General features: G+C 46.4%; 17 protein-coding genes, 1 tRNA gene and 1 riboswitch. Of the genes, 15 read left to right on the top strand and 3 right to left on the bottom strand.

Annotated features, from left to right (window positions below):
- The first annotated feature begins 2 nt into the window (after positions 1 to 2).
- From bamA to murJ, 7 genes are all read left to right on the top strand, one after another.
- Entirely contained in the window at positions 3 to 2,405 is a 2,403-nt protein-coding gene (gene bamA / locus ACTHSA_RS08290; protein ID WP_070587898.1) for an outer membrane protein assembly factor BamA, read from the top strand.
- 111 nt (positions 2,406 to 2,516) lie between these two features.
- Positions 2,517 to 3,026, top strand: a complete 510-nt coding sequence (locus ACTHSA_RS08295) for an OmpH family outer membrane protein (protein ID WP_070624925.1) — start codon at positions 2,517 to 2,519, stop codon at positions 3,024 to 3,026.
- Positions 3,027 to 3,127: 101 nt separating this feature from the next.
- A complete protein-coding gene (gene lpxD / locus ACTHSA_RS08300) occupies positions 3,128 to 4,168 on the top strand; it encodes a UDP-3-O-(3-hydroxymyristoyl)glucosamine N-acyltransferase (RefSeq protein ID WP_070624927.1) in 1,041 nt (346 codons plus the stop codon).
- A gap of 74 nt (positions 4,169 to 4,242) precedes the next feature.
- Entirely contained in the window at positions 4,243 to 4,692 is a 450-nt protein-coding gene (gene fabZ, locus ACTHSA_RS08305; protein ID WP_003681704.1) for a 3-hydroxyacyl-ACP dehydratase FabZ, read from the top strand.
- A gap of 74 nt (positions 4,693 to 4,766) precedes the next feature.
- On the top strand, positions 4,767 to 5,543 hold the full coding sequence (lpxA, locus tag ACTHSA_RS08310; protein ID WP_049332967.1) for an acyl-ACP--UDP-N-acetylglucosamine O-acyltransferase: 777 nt from the start codon (positions 4,767 to 4,769) through the stop codon (positions 5,541 to 5,543).
- A 159-nt stretch (positions 5,544 to 5,702) separates the two neighbouring features.
- On the top strand, positions 5,703 to 6,878 hold the full coding sequence (gene lpxB / locus ACTHSA_RS08315) for a lipid-A-disaccharide synthase (RefSeq protein WP_070624929.1): 1,176 nt from the start codon (positions 5,703 to 5,705) through the stop codon (positions 6,876 to 6,878).
- Between the two features lie 9 nt (positions 6,879 to 6,887).
- Positions 6,888 to 8,426, top strand: a complete 1,539-nt coding sequence (gene murJ / locus ACTHSA_RS08320; RefSeq protein ID WP_004519114.1) for a murein biosynthesis integral membrane protein MurJ — start codon at positions 6,888 to 6,890, stop codon at positions 8,424 to 8,426.
- Positions 8,427 to 8,517: 91 nt separating this feature from the next.
- Here murJ and thiC read toward each other — a convergent pair whose 3' ends face one another.
- Entirely contained in the window at positions 8,518 to 10,407 is a 1,890-nt protein-coding gene (gene thiC / locus ACTHSA_RS08325; RefSeq protein WP_049344950.1) for a phosphomethylpyrimidine synthase ThiC, read from the bottom strand.
- A gap of 94 nt (positions 10,408 to 10,501) precedes the next feature.
- A riboswitch (TPP riboswitch) is annotated at positions 10,502 to 10,601 on the bottom strand.
- Between the two features lie 111 nt (positions 10,602 to 10,712).
- Here thiC and ACTHSA_RS08330 point away from each other — a divergent pair.
- The 8 genes from ACTHSA_RS08330 (at position 10,713) to ACTHSA_RS08365 (ending at position 17,137) form a co-directional block, all read left to right on the top strand.
- Positions 10,713 to 10,789: transfer RNA gene (locus ACTHSA_RS08330), tRNA-Met, on the top strand.
- A 225-nt stretch (positions 10,790 to 11,014) separates the two neighbouring features.
- Positions 11,015 to 12,190 (top strand): tyrosine-type recombinase/integrase, encoded by a 1,176-nt coding sequence (locus ACTHSA_RS08335; RefSeq protein WP_070587902.1) that lies wholly within the window; start codon positions 11,015 to 11,017, stop codon positions 12,188 to 12,190.
- Positions 12,191 to 12,307: 117 nt separating this feature from the next.
- A complete protein-coding gene (locus ACTHSA_RS08340; protein ID WP_249967830.1) occupies positions 12,308 to 12,625 on the top strand; it encodes a type II toxin-antitoxin system RelE/ParE family toxin in 318 nt (105 codons plus the stop codon).
- Entirely contained in the window at positions 12,615 to 12,944 is a 330-nt protein-coding gene (locus tag ACTHSA_RS08345; protein ID WP_070587904.1) for a helix-turn-helix domain-containing protein, read from the top strand. Before ACTHSA_RS08340 ends, ACTHSA_RS08345 begins: the two co-directional genes overlap by 11 nt.
- A 351-nt stretch (positions 12,945 to 13,295) precedes the next feature.
- Positions 13,296 to 14,816 (top strand): hypothetical protein, encoded by a 1,521-nt coding sequence (locus ACTHSA_RS08350; protein WP_070587907.1) that lies wholly within the window; start codon positions 13,296 to 13,298, stop codon positions 14,814 to 14,816.
- Positions 14,817 to 14,825: 9 nt separating this feature from the next.
- A complete protein-coding gene (locus tag ACTHSA_RS08355) occupies positions 14,826 to 15,782 on the top strand; it encodes a hypothetical protein (protein WP_070587910.1) in 957 nt (318 codons plus the stop codon).
- 10 nt (positions 15,783 to 15,792) lie between these two features.
- Positions 15,793 to 16,806, top strand: coding sequence for a hypothetical protein (locus ACTHSA_RS08360; protein WP_070588050.1), 1,014 nt, complete (start codon positions 15,793 to 15,795; stop codon positions 16,804 to 16,806).
- Positions 16,807 to 16,864: 58 nt separating this feature from the next.
- A complete protein-coding gene (locus ACTHSA_RS08365) occupies positions 16,865 to 17,137 on the top strand; it encodes a YkgJ family cysteine cluster protein (protein WP_083300555.1) in 273 nt (90 codons plus the stop codon).
- A gap of 243 nt (positions 17,138 to 17,380) precedes the next feature.
- On the opposite strand, the gene ACTHSA_RS08370 is transcribed toward ACTHSA_RS08365, so the two are convergent.
- Both ACTHSA_RS08370 and ACTHSA_RS08375 read right to left on the bottom strand, forming a co-directional pair.
- Positions 17,381 to 18,130, bottom strand: coding sequence for a type ISP restriction/modification enzyme (locus tag ACTHSA_RS08370; RefSeq protein ID WP_107737276.1), 750 nt, complete (start codon positions 18,128 to 18,130; stop codon positions 17,381 to 17,383).
- Entirely contained in the window at positions 18,130 to 22,641 is a 4,512-nt protein-coding gene (locus ACTHSA_RS08375) for a DEAD/DEAH box helicase (protein ID WP_440378867.1), read from the bottom strand. Before ACTHSA_RS08375 ends, ACTHSA_RS08370 begins: the two co-directional genes overlap by 1 nt.
- Positions 22,642 to 22,650 lie beyond the last annotated feature (9 nt).

The raw sequence follows: 22,650 nt of genomic DNA on the forward strand, positions 1-22,650 counted from the left end.
TTATGAAACTGAACCAGATTGCTTCCGCTTTAATGGTATTGAGCCTGTCTCCACTGGCATTGGCTGACTTTACCATTCAGGACATCCGCGTCGAAGGCCTGCAGCGCACCGAGCCGAGTACCGTCTTCAACTACCTGCCCGTTAAAGTCGGTGATAATTTCAATGATGCGCGCAGTGAAGAAATCATCAAAAAACTCTACGCAACCGGTTTCTTTGACGACGTACGCGTCGAAACCATGGACAATCAAGTCCTGCTGACCGTGATTGAGCGTCCAACCATCAGCTCGCTCAATATTACCGGCGCGAAAATGCTGCAAAACGATGCCATCAAGAAAAACCTTGAAGCCTTCGGTTTGGCGCAATCCCAATACTTCAACCAAGCAACGCTGAACCAAGCCGTTGCCGGTTTGAAAGAAGAGTATTTGAGCCGTGGCAAACAGTCTGTCCAAATCACTCCGACTGTAACCAAACTCGCCCGTAACCGCGTATCTATCGATATTGCCATCGAAGAGGGCAAATCTACCAAGATTACCGATATTTCCTTTGAAGGCAACGAAGTTTATTCCGACCGCCGCCTGCTGAAACAAATGTCCCTGAGCGAAGGTGGTATGTGGACTTGGATCACTAAGAGCAATCAGTTCAATGAGCAAAAATTTGCTCAGGACATGGAAAAAATCACCAATTACTACCAAAACAACGGCTACTTCAACTTCCGCATTTTGGATACCGACATCCAAACCAACGAAGACAAAACTAAGCAAACCATTAAAGTAACCGTCAGCGAAGGCGACCGCTTCCGTTGGGGCAATGTACGCATCGAAGGCGATACGCTGGAAGTGCCGAAAGAAGATTTGGAAAAACTGCTGACCATGAAGCCGGGCAAATGGTACGAGCGCGCGCAAATGTCCAATTCGCTCGAAGCCATCCAAAACCGCATGGGTCAGGCAGGTTACGCATTCAGCGAAATCAATGTCCAACCGATTCCCAATGCCGAAACGCATACCGTTGATTTTGTGCTGACCGTTCAGCCGGGCCGCAAAATCTATGTGAACGAAATCAACATTACCGGCAACAACAAAACCCGTGACGAAGTCATTCGCCGCGAGTTGCGCCAAATGGAATCGGCGCCTTACGACTCTGCCAAACTGCAACGTTCTAAAGAGCGCGTTGAGTTGTTGGGCTACTTCGACAACGTTCAATTTGATGCGGTTCCTGTGGCCAATACCCCTGACCAAGTTGACCTGAACATGAGCCTGACCGAACGTTCTACCGGCTCGCTCGACTTGAGCGCAGGTTGGGTTCAGGATACCGGTTTGGTGATGTCTGCCGGCGTGGCTCAAGACAACCTGTTCGGTACGGGTAAATCCGTTGCCCTGCGCGCTTCCCGCAGTAAAACCACAGTAAACGGCTCGTTGTCGTTTACCGACCCATACTTCACACCTGACGGCGTAAGCTTGGGCTACGACCTTTACGGCAAGTCTTACGACCCGCGTAAAGCTTCTTCCAGCGCGAAACAATATAAAACTACAACTTTCGGCGGCGGTTTGCGTATCGGTATTCCGGTTACCGAATATGACCGTGTAAACTTCGGTTTGGCCGCAGAGCGTCTGACCGTGAATACCTACAAAGGCGCGCCTAAACGCTATGCTGACTTTATCAACCAATACGGTAAAGGCGACGGCAGCGGCGTGGGTAACTTCAAAGGCTGGTTGTACAAAGGTACCATCGGCTGGGGCCGCAACAAAACCGACAATGCCTTGTGGCCGACCCGCGGTTACCTGACCGGCGTAAACGGCGAAATCGCCTTGCCGGGCAGCGACCTGCAATACTACACCTTGACCCACAACCAAACTTGGTTCTTCCCATTGAGCAAAGATTTCACGCTGATGCTGGGTGGCGAAGTCGGTTATGGCAACGGCTACGGCAAAACCAAAACCATGCCGTTCTTTGAAAACTTCTACGGCGGCGGCTTAGGCTCCGTCCGCGGTTTTGAAAGCGGTACGCTGGGCCCGAAAGTCTATGACGAATACGGCGAGAAAATCAGCTACGGCGGTAACAAAAAAGCCAACGTTTCCGCAGAGTTGCTCTTCCCAATGCCGGGCATTAAAGATTCGCGTACCGTCCGTCTGAGCCTGTTTGCCGATGCGGGCAGCGTGTGGGATGACAAAACTTACAACGACAGCAGCAGCAATTCTTATTACACCAACGGCGCGCTCCAAAACGTGTATGGCGTAGGCACAACGCACAAATCGACATTCAAAAACGAATTGCGTTACTCTGCCGGTGCTGCCGTGACTTGGCTCTCTCCGCTGGGTCCGATGAAGTTCAGTTATGCTTATCCGATTAAGAAAAAAGAAGGCGACGAAATCCAACGCTTCCAATTCCAACTCGGTACGACATTCTGATGATGTTTAGGCCGTCTGAAACCGGGTTTGTCCGTTTCAGACGGCCTCATGGCAGATTGGCGGCAAGCTTATTGCAAACCGCCCGTTTGTTTTCAAGCAAGGATTTTTATCATGAGTAAAATAGCCGACACCCTCCGTGTCCTCACCGTAGCCCTGCCGGGTTTCGTGCTGTTGCCGCAAGCGGCGGCGGATGGAGTGCAGAAAATCGGTTTTATCAATACCGAGCGCGTTTATCAGGAATCCAAGCAGGCGCAAAGCATTCAGATGACTTTGGAAAAAGAGTTCAAAAGCCGTCAAACCGCCTTGCAAAAGTTGCAACAGGAAGGCGAGGCTTTGGAGCGAAAACTGAGCGGCGACAAGCTCAGCGACAGCCAAAGGGAAGCGGAAACCCAAAAGTGGCGTAATCTGGTACAGAAATTCCGCAAGCAGCAGGCTGAGTTGGCAGAAGACTACAACCTGCGCCGCAATGAAGAATTCGCCGCGCTCCAGCAAAATGCCAACCGCGTCATCGTCGATTTGGCCAAGCGCGAAGGTTACGACTTCATCTTGCAGGACGTGATTTACGTCAACGGCCGTTACGACATTACCGACAGCGTTATCAAAGCCCTAAACGCTCACTGACCCTGCTCGGCAGCGAATGTGACCATACAGACAAACCTAAGGCCGTCTGAAACCCAAATCGGCAACTTTCAGACGGCCTGACATCTTGACGGCAGATTATCATGACTTCACAAGCATACACCCTGTCCCAAATCGTTTCCCAGCTCGGCGGCGAATGGAAAGGCGAAGACATCGCCATTACCGCCGTCCGCCCGTTGGATCAGGCGCAGACGGAACACATCAGCTTTTTGGCCAATCCGAAATACAAAGCCGAAGTACACGACAGCCAAGCAGGCGCAGTGATTGTGTCGCCGAAAGCCGCAGACGAATTTGCAGGCCGCAACCTGATTGTGGCTGCCGACCCTTATCTTTATTTTGCCAAAGTGGCACGATTGTTCTCGCCGATTGTCAAAGCACAGGGCGGCGTACATCCGACCGCCGTTGTCGAGGCAAGTGCCAAAGTACCGGCAAGCTGCGAAATCGGCGCGAATGCCTATATCGGAGCGAATGCCGTATTGGGCGAGGGCTGCCGTATTTTGGCCAATGCCGTTGTCCAACACGATTGCACGTTGGGCGATGAAGTCGTGTTGCATCCCAACTCCGTCATCTATTACGGCTGTACTTTGGGCAACCGTGTCGAAATCCACAGCGGCGCAGTCATCGGTGCGGACGGTTTCGGCTTGGCCTTCGCCGGAGATTCATGGTTTAAAATCCCGCAAACCGGCGCAGTCACGCTGGGCGATGATGTGGAAATCGGTTCGAACACCAATATCGACCGCGGCGCAATGAGCGATACGACCGTCGGCAACGGCACCAAAATCGACAACCAAGTCCAAATCGGCCACAACTGCAAAATCGGTTCGCACACCGTTATCGCCGCCAAGACCGGTATTTCCGGCAGCGTCACCATCGGCAATTATTGTATTATCGGCGGCGGCGTCGGCACGGTCGGACACATCGAAATCGCCGATAAAACCACCATCGGCGGCGGTACATCCGTTACCCACAGCATTACCGAAAGCGGCCAGCATCTGGCCGGTATTTTCCCGATGTCGGGCTACAAAGACTGGGCGCGCAATGCCGTTTATATCCACCGTTTGAGCGAAATGAACAAACGCCTCAAAACGCTGGAGAAACAGCTTGCCGACAGCGACGAAGCCTAAAGGCGGCGCAAACAGTCCGCGCCCCCGCATCCGAATACGTTTAAACCCAATACAAACAAGGAAAGACGAACATCATGGACGTACAACTCCCGATTGAAGCCAAAGACATTCAAAAACTTATCCCACACCGTTATCCGTTTTTGCAACTCGACCGCATTACTGCGTTCGAACCGATGAAAACCCTGACTGCGATTAAAAACGTCACCATGAACGAGCCGCAGTTCCAAGGCCACTTTCCCGACCTGCCCGTGATGCCCGGCGTGCTGATTATCGAAGCCATGGCGCAAGCGTGCGGCACACTCGCCATCCTCAGCGAAGGCGGCCGCAAAGAAAACGAATTCTTCTTCTTCGCCGGTATTGACGACGCCCGTTTCAAACGCCAAGTCATCCCCGGCGACCAACTGGTTTTTGAAGTCGAGCTGCTGACCAACAAACGCGGTATCGGCAAATTTAACGCCGTTGCCAAAGTCGACGGCCAAGTTGCCGTTGAAGCCGTGATTATGTGCGCCAAACGCGTGGTGTAAGAATGGGACAGGCCGTCTGAAAGTTCAGACGGCATCTTGCAGGCAATACCTGTATCAGACAGCAAGGAGACAGCATGACCCTTATCCATCCGACCGCCGTCATCGACCCTAAAGCCGAACTTGACTCCAGCGTCAAAGTCGGCCCATACAGCATCATCGGCCCCAATGTGCAAATCGGCGCGAATACCGAAATCGGCCCGCACGTCGTCATCAACGGTCATACGACCATCGGTGAAAACAACCGCATTTTCCAATTTGCCAGCCTCGGCGAAATTCCGCAGGACAAAAAATACCGCGACGAGCCGACCAAGCTGATTATCGGCAACGGCAACACCATCCGCGAATTTACGACGTTCAACCTCGGTACGGTTACCGGCATCGGCGAAACCCGTATCGGCGACGACAACTGGATTATGGCCTACTGCCACCTCGCCCATGACTGCGTGGTCGGCAACCATACCATCTTCGCCAACAACGCCTCACTTGCAGGTCACGTTACCATCGGCGACTACGTCGTCTTGGGCGGCTACACGCTGGTGTTCCAATTCTGCCAAATCGGTGACTACGCCATGACCGCGTTTGCCGCCGGCGTACACAAAGACGTACCGCCGTACTTTATGGCTGCAGGCTACCGCGCCGAACCGGCCGGCCTCAACAGCGAAGGTATGCGCCGCAACGGTTTCACTGCCGAACAGATTGCCTCCGTCAAAGATGCGTATAAAACCATTTACCATCGCGGCATTCCGTTTGAAGAAGCTAAGACAGAGATTCTGAAACGCGCCGAAACCCAAAGCGAATTGGCGGTATTTAAAGACTTTTTTGCACAATCCACACGCGGCATTATCCGTTGATTGATGGATTGAAGGCCGTCTGAAACTTTTTCAGACGGCCTTTGGATTGCAAAAATCCGCGTAGTAGGGCAGGTTTCTGCCCGTTTGCTGTCGATGCCGTCTGAAAACGGTTGGGCAAATGACCGCCCCAAAATCTTTTAGCTTCCGAACCTCAACAATATGAACTCCAATCCTTCCCCCCTTATCGCCATCAGCGTCGGCGAAGCTTCCGGCGACTTGCTCGGCGCACATTTAATCCGTGCCATTAAGGCGCGTTGCCCGAATGCGTGGTTTACCGGCATCGGCGGCGAGCGCATGAAGGCGGAGGGTTTTGAGAGTTTGTACGATCAGGAAAAGCTGGCGGTGCGCGGTTTTGTTGAGGTCATCAAACGCCTGCCGCAGATTTTGAAAATCCGCAAAGGGCTGGTGAACGATTTGCTCCGCCTCAAGCCGGATGTGTTTATCGGCATCGATGCGCCGGACTTTAATCTCGGCGTGGCCGAAAAACTCAAGCAGGCAGGCATTCATACCATTCATTATGTCAGCCCGTCGGTTTGGGCGTGGCGGCGCGAACGGGTCAATAAAATCGTACATCAGGTCAACCGCGTGTTGTGCCTATTTCCGATGGAACCGCAGCTATATATCGATGCCGGCGGCAAGGCTGAGTTTGTCGGCCATCCGATGGCGCAAACCATGCCGGTGGAAGCGGATAGGGCGGCGGCACGGCAGAAGCTGGGCGTACCTGCGGACGTGCCCGTGTTTGCCATCTTGCCCGGCAGCCGCGTGAGCGAAATCGATTACATGGCGGCGGTGTTTTTTCAGACGGCCTTATTGCTGCTGAAACGTTATCCGAAGGCACAGTTTTTGCTGCCTGTGGCGACGGCCGCAACGCGCAAACGCATTAGTGAAATTTTGGCGCAGCCTGAGTTCGCAGCCCTTCCCATCACGCTGACCGACAAGCAGTCGGATACGGTTTGCGCCGCTGCCGACGTGGTATTGGTCACCAGTGGTACGGCGACTTTGGAAGTGGCCTTGTGCAAGCGGCCTATGGTTATCAGCTACAAAATTTCGCCGCTAACTTATGCGTATGTGAAAAACAAAATCAAAGTGCCGCATGTCGGTTTGCCCAATATTCTGTTGGGTAAAGCCGCCGTTCCCGAGCTGCTGCAACACGATGCCGTCCCTGAAAAACTGGCACAGGCCGTGGCAGACTGGTATGACCGCCCTGAAGCCGTGGCCGCGTTGGAACAGGATTTTCACGCCTTGCATCTGCTGTTGAAAAAAGATACGGCGGCATTGGCTGCGGCGGCAGTATTGGAAGAAGCCGGATTTTCAGACGGCCTGAAAGACAAGTAAGGAAAATACATGAATTTATTGGGAGCATTGGCCAAGGTTGGCAGCCTGACGATGGTGTCGCGCATTTTAGGCTTTGTGCGCGATACGATTATCGCCCGTGCGTTTGGTGCAGGCATGGCGACGGATGCGTTTTTTGTCGCGTTTAAACTGCCCAACCTGCTGCGGCGAGTGTTTGCAGAGGGCGCATTTGCCCAAGCCTTCGTACCGATTTTGGCGGAATACAAAGAAACCCGCTCGCCCGAAGCCACGCAGGCGTTTGTGCGTCATGTGGCCGGCATGCTGTCGTTTGTGCTGGTCATCGTTACTGCGCTGGGCATACTTGCCGCGCCGTGGGTGATTTATGTTTCTGCGCCCGGTTTTGCCAAAGAAGCCGATAAGTTTCAGCTCTCCATCGACTTGCTGCGGGTGACGTTTCCTTATATTTTTTTGATTTCTTTGTCGTCTTTTGTCGGCTCAATACTCAATTCCTATCATAAATTCGGCATTCCCGCCTTTACGCCGACTTTTTTGAACATCTCCTTTATCGTCTTTTCCCTGTTCTTCGTGCCGTATTTTGATCCGCCTGTTATGGCTTTGGCGTGGGCGGTATTTGTCGGCGGCGTGTTGCAGCTGGTGTTCCAACTGCCTTGGTTGGCGAAACTGGGTTTCTTGAAAATGCCCAAACTCAGCTTTAAAGACGCAGCGGTCAACCGCGTAATGAAACAGATGGCGCCGGCTATTTTGGGCGTGAGCGTGGCGCAGATTTCCTTGGTTATCAACACCATTTTTGCCTCGTTTTTGCAGTCCGGCAGCGTGTCATGGATGTATTACGCCGACCGACTGATGGAATTGCCAACCGGTGTTTTGGGCGTGGCACTCGGTACAATCTTATTGCCTACCTTGTCCAAACACGCTGCCAGTCAGGATACCGAGCAATTTTCCGGTCTGCTCGACTGGGGTTTGCGCCTGTGCATGCTGCTGACCCTACCTGCCGCCGTCGGCCTTGCCGTGTTGTCTTTCCCGTTGGTTACGACCTTGTTCATGTACCGTGAATTTACGCTGCACGACGCGCAAATGACCCAACACGCGCTCATTGCTTATTCCTTTGGCTTGATCGGGCTGATTATGATTAAAGTATTGGCACCCGGCTTCTACGCGCGCCAAAACATCAAAACCCCCGTTAAGGTCGCTATTTTCACGCTGATTTGCACACAGTTGATGAACCTCGCTTTCATTTCGCCGCTCAAACACGTCGGTCTGTCCCTTGCTATCGGTTTGGGCGCGTGTCTGAATGCAGGTTTGCTGTTTTTCCTTTTGCGCAAACACGGCATCTACCGCCCCGGTAAATGTTGGGCAGCGTTTTTGGTTAAAATGGTCATCTCTTTGGTCGTCATGGGCGGCGGTTTGTGGCTGGCGCAATATTATCTGCCGTTTGAATGGGTACACGTCGGCGGCTTTAAAAAAGCAGGCCAACTCTGCGTCCTGATTGCCTTGGGCGGCGGCCTCTACTTCGTTTCCCTCGTCGCGCTCGGCTTCCGTCCGCACCATTTCCGCAGGGTGGAAAAATAAGCGGCCGTAGTGCGTATTGCTTTGGCTTAAAGGCTATTCACTAAAAAGGCCGTCTGAAACATTTTCAGACGGCCTTTTCTTGCTTTACGTTTTAACTGTAAAGCTTCGCTCCTTTTTTGACGAACTCAATCGCTTTTTCTTCCATGCCCTGCCGTTGGGCTTTTTGCTTGTCGGCGTAGTCGCGCACTTCCTGCGTGATTTTCATCGAGCAGAATTTGGGACCGCACATTGAGCAGAAGTGGGCGATTTTCGCGCCTTCGGCAGGCAGGGTTTCGTCGTGGAAGCTCTCGGCGCGTTCGGGGTCGAGGCTGAGGCGGAATTGGTCGCGCCAGCGGAACTCGAAACGCGCTTTGCTTAAGGCGTTGTCGCGCAACTGTGCGCCCGGCCAGCCTTTGGCGAGGTCGGCGGCATGGGCGGCGAGCTTGTAGGTGATGATGCCGGTGCGCACGTCTTCTTTGTCGGGCAGGCCGAGATGCTCTTTCGGGGTAACGTAGCAGAGCATGGCTGTGCCGTACCAGCCGATATTGGTCGCGCCTATGCCCGAGGTGATGTGGTCGTAGCCGGGGGCGATGTCGGTAACGAGTGGGCCGAGTGTGTAGAAAGGCGCTTCAAAGCAGTGTTGCAACTCTTCGGTCATGTTTTCTTTCACGCGTTGCAACGGTACATGGCCCGGGCCTTCGATCATGACTTGTACGTCGTGTTTCCACGCTTTGGCAGTCAATTCGCCCAAAGTGTGCAGCTCGGCGAATTGGGATTCGTCGTTGGCATCGGCAATGCAGCCGGGGCGCAGACCGTCGCCGAGGCTGAATGATACGTCGTAGGCTTTCATGATTTCGCAGATTTCGTCGAAATGTGTGTAGAGGAAGTTTTCCTGATGATGGGCGAGGCACCATTTCGCCATGATAGAGCCGCCGCGCGATACGATGCCTGTGAGGCGATCGGCCGTCATTGGCACATAGCGTAGCAATACGCCTGCGTGCAGGGTGAAATAGTCCACGCCTTGTTCTGCCTGCTCGATTAAGGTGTCGCGCACCAAATCCCAAGTCAGGTCTTCGGCGATGCCGCCGGTTTTTTCCAAAGCTTGGTAAATAGGCACAGTACCGATGGGGACGGGCGCGTTGCGGATAATCCATTCGCGTGTTTCGTGGATATGTGCGCCGGTAGACAAATCCATAATCGTGTCCGCGCCCCAACGCAGCGACCACACCATTTTTTCGACTTCTTCGGTCAGGCTGGAGGTTACGGCGGAGTTGCCCAAGTTGCCGTTGATTTTGACGCGGAAGTTGCGGCCGATAATCATCGGTTCGAGTTCGGGATGGTTGATGTTGGCAGGGATGATCGCGCGTCCGGCGGCGATTTCTTGACACACGAATTCGGGCGTGATTTGGTCGGGATGGGTCGGGATATTCGCGCCGAAACTTTGCCCTGCGTGTTGTTTCAAGAGCTTGGCGTATTCAGGCCGTCTGAAAAGCTCGTCCAGCTTCATGCGTTCGCGTATGGCGACAAACTCCATTTCCGGCGTAATGATGCCTTGGCGGGCGTAGTGAAGCTGGGTTACGTTGCGGCCTGCTTTGGCGCGGCGCGGGTGGGTAATTTGGTTGAAACGCAGATGGGCGGTTTTCGGATCGTGCGCGCGTTCAGTGCCGTATTCGCTGGAAAGCTTGGGCAGGATTTCGGTATCGCCGCGTTCGTCCAGCCATGCAGTGCGGACGTGCGGCAAACCTTGTTTCAAGTCGATGTGTGCCGCCGGATCGCCGTATGCGCCGCTGGTGTCGTACACCGGAATCGGTGGATTGGTTTCCGTACCTTGTGCTGTGTAGGTGTCGTCTTGACGGATTTCGCGTAAAGGCACGCGGATGTCGGCGCGGCTGCCCGGGATATAGACGCGGTTGGAATTGGGATATTGGAAGCGGATGCCGATGTCTTCGCTCAAGTCGGAAAGACGGCGCGCCTCATCGCCGGTTTTTTTAGCGGTAGTCATAAAAAATTGCTCCTGTTTTTCGGTTATGAAATGGAAACAGGAGCATTGCTTTTTTTCAGACGGCCTTGTGGATATCTTCAATCAACCGTCTAAAAACACATTTGCCGAAACTCCCCACGCAGGTATTATCCTGTTCGGGTGTAAAGGGTATTTCTCAGCCGCTCGGTTTGAAAGCAGCACCCCTGTTTCTTTATTAACGAAAAATTAAACCATGCGGACGGTTTTTTGTAAAGCGGCGTTTTTCGCATTTTCTGTCAAAAACGCTTGACAGCGATTCCGTCTTTCCGTATAGTTACAACTTCTGACGCGGGATGGAGCAGCATGGTAGCTCGTCGGGCTCATAACCCGAAGGTCGTAGGTTCGAATCCTGCTCCCGCAACCACATACTAAAAAGACCGCTTGTATAGCGGTCTTTTTTCATGTCTATATTGTCCAATAAAGTCCAAAAAGCCCATTAATTTCAATCTGTTGTATTTTTGCGATTATTTCCACCATTCAATTTTGTCTAGCAGTGTCTGCTAGAGTCCAAAACTGCTGTTGGTACATTTGTTGGTACATTTCCTTTGCTACCATTTTTGTACCAACACGAAATCAGAAAGGTATAGAAATGAACGCACTTTCAGAAGCGAGAATTCGACACGCTGAAACTCCAACCACCATTAAAAAACTATCAGATGGTCAAGGCCTAGTACTTTTGCTGCATCCAAACGGCAGCAAATACTGGCGATTTAACTATCGCTTCAATAAAAAGCAGAAAACTTTGGCTATTGGGAAATATCCTGATATTTCTCTGAAAGAAGCTCGTGCAGAACGTGAATTACTGCGCAAGAGTTTGAGAGAGGGACAAGACCCTGCTCTTAAAAATCAAGCTGAGGAGGATATGGAAAAACGCACCACCTTTTTTCAAGCGGCTAAGGAGTGGTGGGAAGCTGAAGCAACGAGATGGACACCTAAACATGCTAGAACAGTTTGGCACTCTTTAGAGGTTGATGTACTGCCTGAAATTGGCAATGAAGACATTACTTTGATTGAAACGCCTAGATTGTTGTTAGTTATTAAAGCCGTTGAAGCACGAGATGTCAATGATACGGCCATTCGTGTATTACAGAGAATTAAATGTGTTTTCAACTATGCTATACAAACAGGTTTGATCAAGATTAATCCTGCTCTACCTCTTACAGGCGTAATTCGTAGAAAAAAAGAGGTTCACAGGTTAGCGTTACCTCAAAGTGAGTTACCTGGATTCTTTCAGAAGCTAGGAGAAATGCAGATAGCTGAATATCTACGTATTGCAATGAAATTACAGATTATCTGGTTTGTGCGCCCTAATGAATTACGTTTTGCAAAATGGGAAGAAATCAATTTTGATAGGCGAGAATGGCACATTCCAGCCGAAAAGATGAAAATGCGTAGACCTCATATTGTGCCTCTGTCTAATTGGGCAATCGAATTACTTTTAGAATTGAAGGAGATTACCGGAAGAAGTCCTTATTTATTTTTCGGAGCATGGGACAGTATGAAGCCAATTAGCGAAAATACTATCAGCTATATTATGGCTCGGATGGGCTATAAGGGAAAAGCAGTTCCCCATGGATTTCGATCTCTTGCAACAGATGTATTAAATGAAAATGGATTTGATGCTGATATAGTTGAACGACAATTGGCTCACGTTGAAGCCAATAAGATACGTCGGGCATATCATCGTACAGAATACTTGGATCAACGCCATGAAATGATGGAATGGTACAGTAACTGGATAAGACAATTTGATAGAAAGGGTTAGTGATTAGTGCAGGAAATACGATAAATTATTGTTGGATTAAGTATTTTTATATTTAATAACTAGCTAATCAGTTGTTTTAAGGTAATACTATGTGTTACATTTCTAGTATAGAGAAAAATGATGTATACCATCGCTGAAACTGAAACATTTAAAAACAAAGCTGCTAAACTTTTAAAAGAAGACGAACGTCTATTTTTCTTTGCCCAGCTTTCTCAAAATCCGTATGCAGGAGATGTTATTCCTAATGGCGGTGGTTTACGGAAAATTCGTGTAGCTCGACAAGGTAGTGGGAAAAGTGGTGGCTATCGGGTCATTTACTTCAACATCTTGGTAGATGGGTTGATTGTCTGTTTGGATATTTATGCAAAGAATGACAAAGAGAATTTAAAGCCGTCTGAATTGAAAAGTTTGAAAGGACAGAGACATGACTCCTGAAAATTGGAATATTTCTGAAATCGTACAGGCCGTTATTGATGATGATCCAGATGCAGTTCAAATTCAAGATAGCTTGAAGCAATCTTTAAATGAATTAAGGCAAGGTAAGTTTGCCCGGTGTACATCAGTAGAAGCTCTTTCTACAGTTCAGACACGTCAAAAAACTGGTTTATCTCAAGAAAAATTTGCTGCAGCGTTGGGCATTTCTTCTAGTACCCTTAAATCTTGGGAACAAGGTACGCGTAAACCAAGTGGGGCAGCAGGAGCTTTACTGAAACTTTTAGATAAGCATCCTAATTTGATTAGTGAGCTCGGTTAGTTTTTATTCTTTTTGAATAATGATATATAAGGCCCTGCTACTCATATGGGTAGCAGGTTTTTTTATGTTTGCGTCAGTACATATCTTAAGCGGTAAAGCAATTAATGACTTAATGCAGAAATTATACTAACGATAAAATAGAGATGCTCTGCCTTTATTTTACAACGAGTTAGCTCTGCCTAATTATTCCTTTCAGAATAAACAAGAAGCTATCCCCAATCCATGTAATTGTATGTTATATTTACTAGTCATGTAGAGAACATGCTTCTCAAATTTAAAAACAAAGAATGAAAAATTTAAAATATTCCCAGCTTTTTTAGGCTGATTCAATTCCTGGTCGAGGGAAAATTAATGACCAAAAGTACGTTAGATATTACCAATACAGCCATTTCTGGTGGCATATTTGAAACTGTAAGTCGTTATGGAGATGCAGGAGCAGAATTCCTAAAAGGTTTACGCGGTATTGATGCGCAAACTGGTCAAAAATTTGACCGAAGTTTATTGGATATTAACAATTACAAAATAAATCCAAATGATGTTGAAAGGAATATTAAACAACAAGCTGGTTTTTCGGCAGAAATTAGTAGTGTCTCAAAAAGAAATGCACAAGCAATCATTGATGGCAAAGCAAACCGCTTTGTACGTAGTGAAGATTTAGCAAAATACGGCAAAAACAATACAACAGTGGATATTGTAGAGCTACTTGATGGCAAAGAACTATCAACTGCTCAAATGAAGTTTGTTAGTCATCCTGATGAATTATTGAAAAAAATTGCTCGAGGAGAAGGTGGAGGGAAAAACGATTATTCACGATATTTGGCTGTAGACCGGGTAGAAGTTCCTACTGAGCAAGTAGAAATGATGAAAGCTACCTGCCGCGAACAAGCGAATAATCTAAAAGAGCAAGCTCAAGCATTACGTGAGAAAGGTAACTTACCATTAGCAGATAAATTTGAAAAACAGGCTGAAAATTACAGACAGCTAGAACATAAAATTGCAGACTCAGGTTTAACAACCGAAGAAGCTGTAAGATATCGCCTTAATCCAAACTTTGAGACAATAAAAGACATAGCTAAGGTAAGTCATCAAGCAGGTCTAGAAGGGGCAAAATTGGGTGCTGCGCTTGGAGGCTCTATTTCGGCTGTAAGTAACGTAATTGCCGTATGGACCGGAGATAAAAAATTAGGTGCTGCAGTAGTTGATACGGCAAAGAGTACTTTAATTTCAGCAGGAGTTGGTTATGGTTCAGCATTTGCAGGATCTGCGATTAAAAGCTATATGCAGCAATCAGAACGTACTGTATTACGCCAACTTTCTGCAACTGGATTACCTGGAACTATTGTCTCCGTCTGTTTAGCAGTCGGTAAATCCGCGACTCGTTTTGCAAAAAATGAAATAACTGGTACTGAACTAGCAAAGGAAATGGGGGCAACTGCCGCAGGTATGCTCTCGACGAGCGCATGCACTATGCTTGGACAAATAGCAATTCCTATTCCTGTATTAGGTGGCTTGATTGGTAGCATGGTAGGTTATGCAATTACTAATTCCTTGTATTATGGATTTTTTAATGCCTTAAAAGAGGCAGAAGAATCAGCAGAACGACGAAGGTTAATCGAAATTCAATGCGCTGCCGCTTCTGCAATAGCACGACAGTATGAAATCGGTTTAAAAGAATTATTTGCATCAAAGGTTGCACAATTAGATCAAGAGAGTAATGACCTATTTCAACTATTAGAAAAAGATGATGTTTCAGCCGATGAATTATGTAAAGGTATGAATAAATTTGCTGATTTACTTGGGAAAAAAATTAGCATCAACTCGATGACAGAACTGGATTCCGTCATGCTTTCTCAAAACGTCTTAGTCATTTAGGAGATAGATATGTTTTTAAATCAACTTCCGACCCGGTTACATAAAGCATTGTTTTTAGAATTGGCAATGCTTGTGATGATGGCTTCACACGATAATGATGCCTCAGAACAAATATCTGAATTTACATCAGATGAAGTTTTAAAAAAATTTCTAGCTAGTATCAGTTCAAAAGAAGCAGAAATGTTGCAAGAGTATCAAAATGAGCTCTTTAAATCAGATAAGAATGATATCGATTTTAATAGCGACTTTATAGAACTTTCTTTAAATCAGCAATATAGAGCTTTTGATTCCAGTTTAAATACATCATCTTTCTATAATCCGGAACCTGATGAATCGTATGCAGGTGATGATTCTGAGAGAAATGAAGCTATTGGCTTAATGACCGTCAAAGTCAAACCCACTTTTTCCTTCTCCCGCGCATCCGTTTTTTCCTTATTTGGTGATGATTCTGAGGGAAAAGATGCTAGCGTTAGCCAATTGTTGGATCATTTAAATATATCCCGTGATTCTGAAAAAAAATTTCCCACATTTTGGTGGGTTCTAGATAATGCAATTGATGATATTTTAGGCAAATATGCCAATGATGCTGATATTAAACAAGAAGTCATGCAATATCTTATTTCAAAAGGAGAAGATATTCTGACTCTAACACCGACAAAGATTAGAGCAAGCATGGCATCATTGCCGCAAATTAAACAGGAGATCCTACAAAAAGCAGTTCAAACAGTGTTTGCGCGTAAAGTAGCAATTGGATTGACCTTATCCGAACGAGAAAAGAAAATTATCCTATGTGAATTAATTGGAGCCGCATATAGCAGCGGTGCATTTGAGACAGAAGAGAAACAACTGATTAATACGATTTGCCAGGTTTGTTCTTTTGATAGTGAATATATAGAAGAATTTGACACGGTAATGTCAACTCTTTTCAAAGTTAATAAAGAATTAGCTGAATTAATTAATGAATAAGGAGAAAATAATGGCAATTCCTTTAATTATTGGTGTCGGTCTGGCTGCTACAGGTTTATATAAAGGTGGTAAAGCTATTGTAGATAACAATGAAGCTAATAGTGTAAATGACAATGCTAAGGAGGTTGTTAATAAAGCACAAAAAGCCTTGGAAAATTCACGCATTAATTGTGAAAAATCCTTACAAGAATTGGGCCAGAAAAAAATTGATACCTTGACTACAAGTGTTCAAAATTTTCTTGCTATATTTAGCCAAATCAAAAATGTCGATTTTCAACATGATGGTAATTTAGGAAATTTAAACTTAAATGACTTCAGTACTGTTGTATTGAAAAACATGCAAAAACAGGTCTCTTTCGTTGCAAGTGCTGGAGTGGGAGCAGGTACAGGCTTAGCTGGCGGAGCATTAGCTGCATTTGGCGCGTACAGTGGTACGATGGCATTTGCTACCGCAGGAACAGGAGCAACGATTAGTACACTGAGTGGAGCTGCTGCCACTAATGCAACTTTGGCGTGGTTAGGCGGAGGAACACTTGCTTCAGGTGGTATGGGCATTGCTGGAGGTATGATGGCATTGGGGGCATTAACAACCGGACCAGCACTACTCATTGCAGGATGGTACATGGGTTCAAAAGCGGAAAGTAATTTAAATGATGCTTATAGCAATCTTGAAGAGGCAAGAAAATTCCTTGCGGATACAGATGCGGCAATTGCTTTGACTGATGGTATTAACGAAGTTGCAAAACGCGCTATTTCTATTTTATCTACATTACGTACTCATTCTCGTCGTAACTTAAAACGCTTGCAAAGTATCATTGATGAGCAAGGTGTTGATTACTCCCAATATTCAGATGATGCAAAACTGATTGTAATGAAGAATGTAAAATTAATTCAGTTAATAAAAGTAGTTTTGGATACTCCGATCTTGGACGAGCAAGGTAATTTGTTAGGTGATGCAGATAGTAACTTACTGGAGCTGCATAATCAGATTCAAAGTGCTTTTCCAAAACAAGTAGAAGCATAAATAGCAAAAACTAGGCTGCTTTCAATTGAGGCAGCCTAGTTTGTATGAGTTTTTAACTATGCCGCATCAACTTTCACCTTTTCCCTGTTCTGCTTGTGGCCAATGTTGTCGTCGCGTAAAGCTAAGTGAACAAACCATATTCCTTGATCGAGGTGATGGCATTTGCCAATATTTGGATGAGAAAACCAACTTGTGTACGATATACGAAAATCGACCTGAAGTATGTCGTGTAGAAGACTATTATAAAAAATATCTAATTCATGATATTTCTTGGGAAAAATTTGTTCAAATGAATCTCGAGTTTTGTGAAAAATGGCAGAAAGATAAATAAGATTAATATATTATAAAAAATCCATTAATAACTAGCTCATGGGCTATTCAAAAAATTCAATTCATTAGAAGAATACGAAATTTACCCCATGATTTCTCTCCTAAACAACGATCGTATCCTTTAAAGTTGTAATAATTTTCACGTATGATGGCTTATTTTTGCCCAATCAAATGACTGTATGGACAACATAAAACCCTGCTACCCACAATGGGATAGCAGGGTTTGTTATGCCTGTATCAGCAATCAAGTACCAACAATATCTAGAGCTGGTAGGTTGTTAACGATTTTCTGTGTCTCCAAGCTTACTGTAATGACACGCAGGAGTAGTTCGAGAGGGTAGCGCGGGTTATTCATGGTATCAGATGCCCAATCATTAGCGTCGTTAGTAATACCTGACTTTTTGTCGGTCTTCACTGCTTGGGTTTCTATAACCCATTCTAATGCTGATTTGCCGTTTACGATATAGTCGTAGGCAGCTTCAGGAATTTTCTCAATTATGATTTTGTCATTGTAAATAACTTTGCTTTTATCCGTTAATTTTTTAATTTTAGGAAATTTCATTTTGATCACGCGGAAATCTTCATCTGTGCCGCCGATGACTTGCTGCGGGGTAAGTTTCAGGCCTTTCAGGCTACCTGAAAATTTTACGTCTTGATACATCGGTACGGTTTCGTAGTTCAGGTGCAAAGCTGCCAAATCGCGCCCTGCCTGACTGAATGCAGCAAAATCAGCGTAAGTTTTCATGCGCGGGATGCGCGGGAGCTGTTTACTTAAATTGTCGGCGTAGCGCTCGCGGTATTCTTCGCTGTGCAGCAGGCCGTAAATGTAATAGAAGATATCTTCTTTGCTGATTTGGGCTGCATCGGCGGCGGAATATGGCTCACGGAAATGTGCCAGCGCATCGTCGGTGATGGCAGAGCGACGGACGAGCTTTTTCTGCGCAGGCTGCTTTTCAGACGACGTTTCTGCGGCGAACAGGTCTTGATTTTCCATTACACTTCCTCCGTTTTGTAGAGGAACATGGGGAAGCATTGACTCGTGTCCAATGTATGTAGGTCTGGCACCTTGTCTGTCATTAACACTGAAAATCCGCTCCGAGCCCCAATCCCTGTTATACAAATAACTAGATTGGCTGTTTGTTCGAGTATAATTTCGTTCGTTCGTTCGTTCGTTCGTTCGTTCGTTCGTTCGTTCGTTCGTTCGTTCGTTCGTTCGTTCGGGCTATCCGTTTCTTCAAAATAATCCAATGGAAAACATTGTGCTCCCGCTTCAAGAATATTTAAATCAGGAGGTGCTTCCGCTATTAATGTTGATAACCCATTTCTTGAACCTTTGCCGTTAGTAATAATTACTTTATTGTTACTTGACTGACTAGGGAATAATTTTGGCATTAACGCCATATCATTTACCAAACTACGATCAAAATATAAATATTGTTTGGTAAATGGTCGATACAACCCAACCATGATTGAAGAAGATTTCAATGTATGTATTTTTCCTTTCTTAATATCACTTCTTAAAGCACGAGACCAGCTAATTTTTGTTGCATCCAGGCTAATAAAATCTTCTACAATCAAGTCCTGTTTGGCGGGCAGCAAATTTTTAGCATCTTCATACCTTTTTACTTCACTATTATAAAAATTAAGCAATCCAGTCAAATTTTGTTCAATCTTATTTTTTGAAAACCCATAAACCCAAGTGTCGCGATTTGTTTTAATGCCCATAGAGTATGTAGAAAAAATTAAATTTTCTGTTTTATCTTTTTTATCTCCAATTAAAATATAGTCATTAAAGTTAGAATCTCTTTGATTTACCCAGTCAGAAAATTCATTTGGTTCAATTTGTTCCCAAGGAACATTTTTCATGCTATCTATTTTAATCAGCTTGGCTTTTTTATCTTTTACCGATAAATTATCTCCAATATCATAATAGTAAATCTTACCTTTTTCTTTTTGATTAGATTTTTTAACAAGAATTGAGATGGCGATACCTGATGTACTGGCGTCATCAAAAATATTTTCTCCTTCTTTGGTTCTTCCCTTGCTTAATATATTTTTCTTCACATCTCCACGCAGGTTAAAAATGTAAATATTACTAAATTCTTCTTGCCAACATTTTCGCAATCCGCTCATTACAGGTTTGTCGATAAACCCGTTACCAGAAATAAAAGCAATTACACCTTGACCCGATAAACGGTCAGAAGCCCAGCGTAAGGCGCGGATGTAGCTGTTATATAGAGCATTTTTGTTGGTAGCATCTGTGTTAGCCGCATAGGTTTCTCGAATTCTCTCATCTAAAAGGGGATATGGGATGCGAGCTGTATCATCGTTGCCTTTTTTTCTCCCTGCGGAATAGGGCGGATTGCCGATAATGACACGGATGTCCAAGGCTTTCTGCCGTTTGCGGCGTGCGCTGTTATCCACCAGCATTTCGTCCAGCATGTCGCCTTTCTCGTACATTTGGAAGGTATCGGTCAGGCAGATGCCTTCAAAGGGAACGTAGGGGACGTCGTCTGAAACATTGCCGTCAATGTTGCCTGCCAGTATGCCGTGGTAGGCAGATTCGATGTTGATGGCGGCGATGTAGTAGGCGAGCAGGACGATTTCGTTGGCGTGGATTTCGCTTTTGTATTTTTCAGGAAGTCTGTCGCGAGGGATGATGCCGCTTTGCAGCAGGCGGGTGATGAAGGTACCTGTGCCGGTAAAGGGATCAAGGATATGCACGTCTTTGTCTTGCAGGCTGCTTTTGAATTCGTGCTGTAAGACGTCTTCCACGCTTTTGATGATGAAATCGACGACTTCGACGGGCGTGTAAACGATGCCGAGCCGTTCGGTCATACGCGGGAAGGCGTTACGGAAGAATTTGTCGTAGAGTTCCACGACGATTTTTTGTTTGCCTTCGGCGGTTTCGATGCCGCTGGCACGCAGGTGGACGGAGTCGTAGAAGGATTGCAGGGTATTGCGCTCTTTGTGCAGGTTTTTCTGCTGCAATAAATCCAGCACTTTCTGCATGGCACGGCTCATGGGATTGTGTTCGGCAAAGCTGTAATCGGAAAACAGTGCGTCGAACACAGGTTTGGTAATCATGTGTTGAGCCAGCATTTCGACGATTTCTTCGTCGCTGACGGCGTTGTTGAGGTCGTCGCGCAGTTCGGCAGCAAAGGCCTCGAAGGCTGTGCGCTCTGTTTCGTTGGCAGGGTTTTCCAGAATGGCGTTGATGCTGTCGATATGGGTACGAGCAATTTTGGCAATGTCGTCTGCCCAGTCTTCCCAATGGTGGCGGTTGCCACATTTTTTGACAATTTTGGCGTAGAGGGCGCGTTCGATTTCGCCGATTTCGAATTGGAAGCTTTCTTGTACTGGCGCGGGTGTGGTGGGGCTGCCTATGCCGTAGCTAGCCTTGGTTTCGCGTAAGGTTTGGTCTTTTTTGCTGCTTCGTTTGATTTTGGGAGAAACTTTGTCGGCAATGGCGATAACTTCCATTTTCTGGGTATCTTTACCGTTGAACTCCAATTTGTTAATCATGGCATCGAAGCGGTCATCGTGTGCACGTAGAGCGTTGAGTACCTGCCAGACAACTCGGTAGTTTTCATTTTTGTCTAATGCGTCTTCGGCTTCTACACCTGCAGGGATAACGACAGGAAGGATAACGTAGCCCTGTTGTTTGCCTTCGGCACGGCGCATGACGCGGCCGACCGACTGCACGACATCAACTTGGGAGTTGCGAGGAGTAAGGAATAACACGGCATCTAGTGCAGGTACGTCCACGCCTTCAGACAGGCAGCGGACATTGGAGAGGATGCGGCAGGTATTTTCGGGTAGCCCTTCGGGTGCTTTTAGCCATTGCAGCTTGCTTTCTTTTTCACCTGCGTTCATACCGCCGTCCACATGTTCGGCTTGACAGGTCATGGCCAGTTGCGGTGGCAGTTTCAAATCGGGATTTTGTTTGAGCAAGGCAGTACGTTCTGCCTGCTGGTATTCCTCAATCACGGTTTGGAACATTTCTGCAATTAGTTTTGAACTGACTTTGTGTTTGCTGCCTTTGTATTCTTTTTCAATGACTTGGCAGAAGGCAACGGCACGTCGCATTGGATTGTACAGTGCACCTTCTTCGCCGCTTAGTCCGTATTTGGAAAGTGCTTTCCAGCAGCCCACAATTTTGGCAGCATCATCGACTTTGAGTTCGTTGTTGCCGTCAGTGAGTAGGTTTTGGATGCGGCGTTGGATATGACTTTCTTCAATGGCTAAGACAATAACTTTATAATCGACCAATAGGCCGTCTGAAACGGCTTGGGAGAATGTTAGAACGAAAAACTCTTTGCCGTAATGGGTTTCGTCATCCATAGAATACAAAACCACGCCTTCGGTTGTTTTAGCGGCTTCTCCATAGATACGCGGAGTAGCAGTCATATACAACCGTTTTGCGCCTTTGATGTAGTCGGCATCGTGTATGCGGACAAAAGCGGATTCGTCTTCTCCATCAAATGTTGCGCCGGTAGTGCGGTGTGCTTCATCGCAAATGATTAAATCAAACTCAGGCAGATTATGCAGTGATTGAGCTTGGTGAATCACATCAATGGAATGATAAGTGGAATAAACAACAGTCATGGTTTGCTGTTTATTTTTTTGCTCTACTACGTGTACGGCGTTTGCAAGGCTTTTGGCATTAGTTGTTGCTGGAAATTGTAAATCGCTAAGATTGGCTAGGACGCTATCTTCATTGTGTTTTTTGCCTACATCGCTATCTGAACAAACAGCAAAGTTAATCAATGGTGTTTCTGTGTCTTGATTCCATTCGCGTAAGGTTTGGCTCAATAATGATAAGCTTGGTACTAGGAAGAGTACCCGCTTGCCTTTACCAGCCATTTTTTCAGCGATTTTCAGCGCAGTAAACGTTTTACCCGTACCACAAGCCATAATCAGCTTACCGCGTGTTTCTCCTCCATTAAATCGGGTTTCAACACTTTTTAAGGCACTTTGTTGATGTGGGCGTAAGCCTTTTTTTGCTTTTAATACAGGTTTATCTTTGATTTGAAATTGCGACCAATCAATTTGGCTGTTTTCTAGATCTTCCAAATTGATAACTGAAACAGGGATTTGTTGATTGGTTAAAGCCTCTCTTGCATTTTTTGACCATTTATTTGTAGTAGTTACAATATAGCGATGGGTAAACCATTGCTTACCTGAAGCAGTAAAGAAGCTGTCGATATCATTCTTTTGAATGCTGTAGTCAGCAGAATAATTTTTGCATTGTACAGCGTGAAATTCGCCTGTATTGCTCGTTAAGACTAAATCAATACCTGCATCTGTTTTGTTTTCTAAACCAAGTGAAGCACCATGCTCCTCAATCCATTGAGCGTAAGTCTGTACGTTTGAATATTGGCTTTTGTAATAAGGTTCAAACTGAAAGAATTTAATAATGAGATTCTCAAAAGAAGTGCCTTTATCACGTTGGCTCAGCGTGGCTTTTTCAAACTGCTCTAGTAAGGTGCTTAATGCTGACATAATTGGTTT

Origin of the sequence: Neisseria sp. P0008.S002, from assembly GCF_051962805.1 — a bacterium.
GTDB classification, from domain to species: domain Bacteria; phylum Pseudomonadota; class Gammaproteobacteria; order Burkholderiales; family Neisseriaceae; genus Neisseria; species Neisseria perflava.

Coding starts and splice junctions, on each gene's coding strand:
- bamA (WP_070587898.1), top strand. CDS start 3: ATGAAACTGAACCAGATTGCTTCCGCTTTAATGGTATTGAGCCTGTCT.
- ACTHSA_RS08295 (WP_070624925.1), top strand. CDS start 2,517: ATGAGTAAAATAGCCGACACCCTCCGTGTCCTCACCGTAGCCCTGCCG.
- lpxD (WP_070624927.1), top strand. CDS start 3,128: ATGACTTCACAAGCATACACCCTGTCCCAAATCGTTTCCCAGCTCGGC.
- fabZ (WP_003681704.1), top strand. CDS start 4,243: ATGGACGTACAACTCCCGATTGAAGCCAAAGACATTCAAAAACTTATC.
- lpxA (WP_049332967.1), top strand. CDS start 4,767: ATGACCCTTATCCATCCGACCGCCGTCATCGACCCTAAAGCCGAACTT.
- lpxB (WP_070624929.1), top strand. CDS start 5,703: ATGAACTCCAATCCTTCCCCCCTTATCGCCATCAGCGTCGGCGAAGCT.
- murJ (WP_004519114.1), top strand. CDS start 6,888: ATGAATTTATTGGGAGCATTGGCCAAGGTTGGCAGCCTGACGATGGTG.
- thiC (WP_049344950.1), bottom strand. CDS start 10,407: ATGACTACCGCTAAAAAAACCGGCGATGAGGCGCGCCGTCTTTCCGAC.
- ACTHSA_RS08335 (WP_070587902.1), top strand. CDS start 11,015: ATGAACGCACTTTCAGAAGCGAGAATTCGACACGCTGAAACTCCAACC.
- ACTHSA_RS08340 (WP_249967830.1), top strand. CDS start 12,308: ATGATGTATACCATCGCTGAAACTGAAACATTTAAAAACAAAGCTGCT.
- ACTHSA_RS08345 (WP_070587904.1), top strand. CDS start 12,615: ATGACTCCTGAAAATTGGAATATTTCTGAAATCGTACAGGCCGTTATT.
- ACTHSA_RS08350 (WP_070587907.1), top strand. CDS start 13,296: ATGACCAAAAGTACGTTAGATATTACCAATACAGCCATTTCTGGTGGC.
- ACTHSA_RS08355 (WP_070587910.1), top strand. CDS start 14,826: ATGTTTTTAAATCAACTTCCGACCCGGTTACATAAAGCATTGTTTTTA.
- ACTHSA_RS08360 (WP_070588050.1), top strand. CDS start 15,793: ATGGCAATTCCTTTAATTATTGGTGTCGGTCTGGCTGCTACAGGTTTA.
- ACTHSA_RS08365 (WP_083300555.1), top strand. CDS start 16,865: ATGCCGCATCAACTTTCACCTTTTCCCTGTTCTGCTTGTGGCCAATGT.
- ACTHSA_RS08370 (WP_107737276.1), bottom strand. CDS start 18,130: ATGGAAAATCAAGACCTGTTCGCCGCAGAAACGTCGTCTGAAAAGCAG.
- ACTHSA_RS08375 (WP_440378867.1), bottom strand. CDS start 22,641: ATGTCAGCATTAAGCACCTTACTAGAGCAGTTTGAAAAAGCCACGCTG.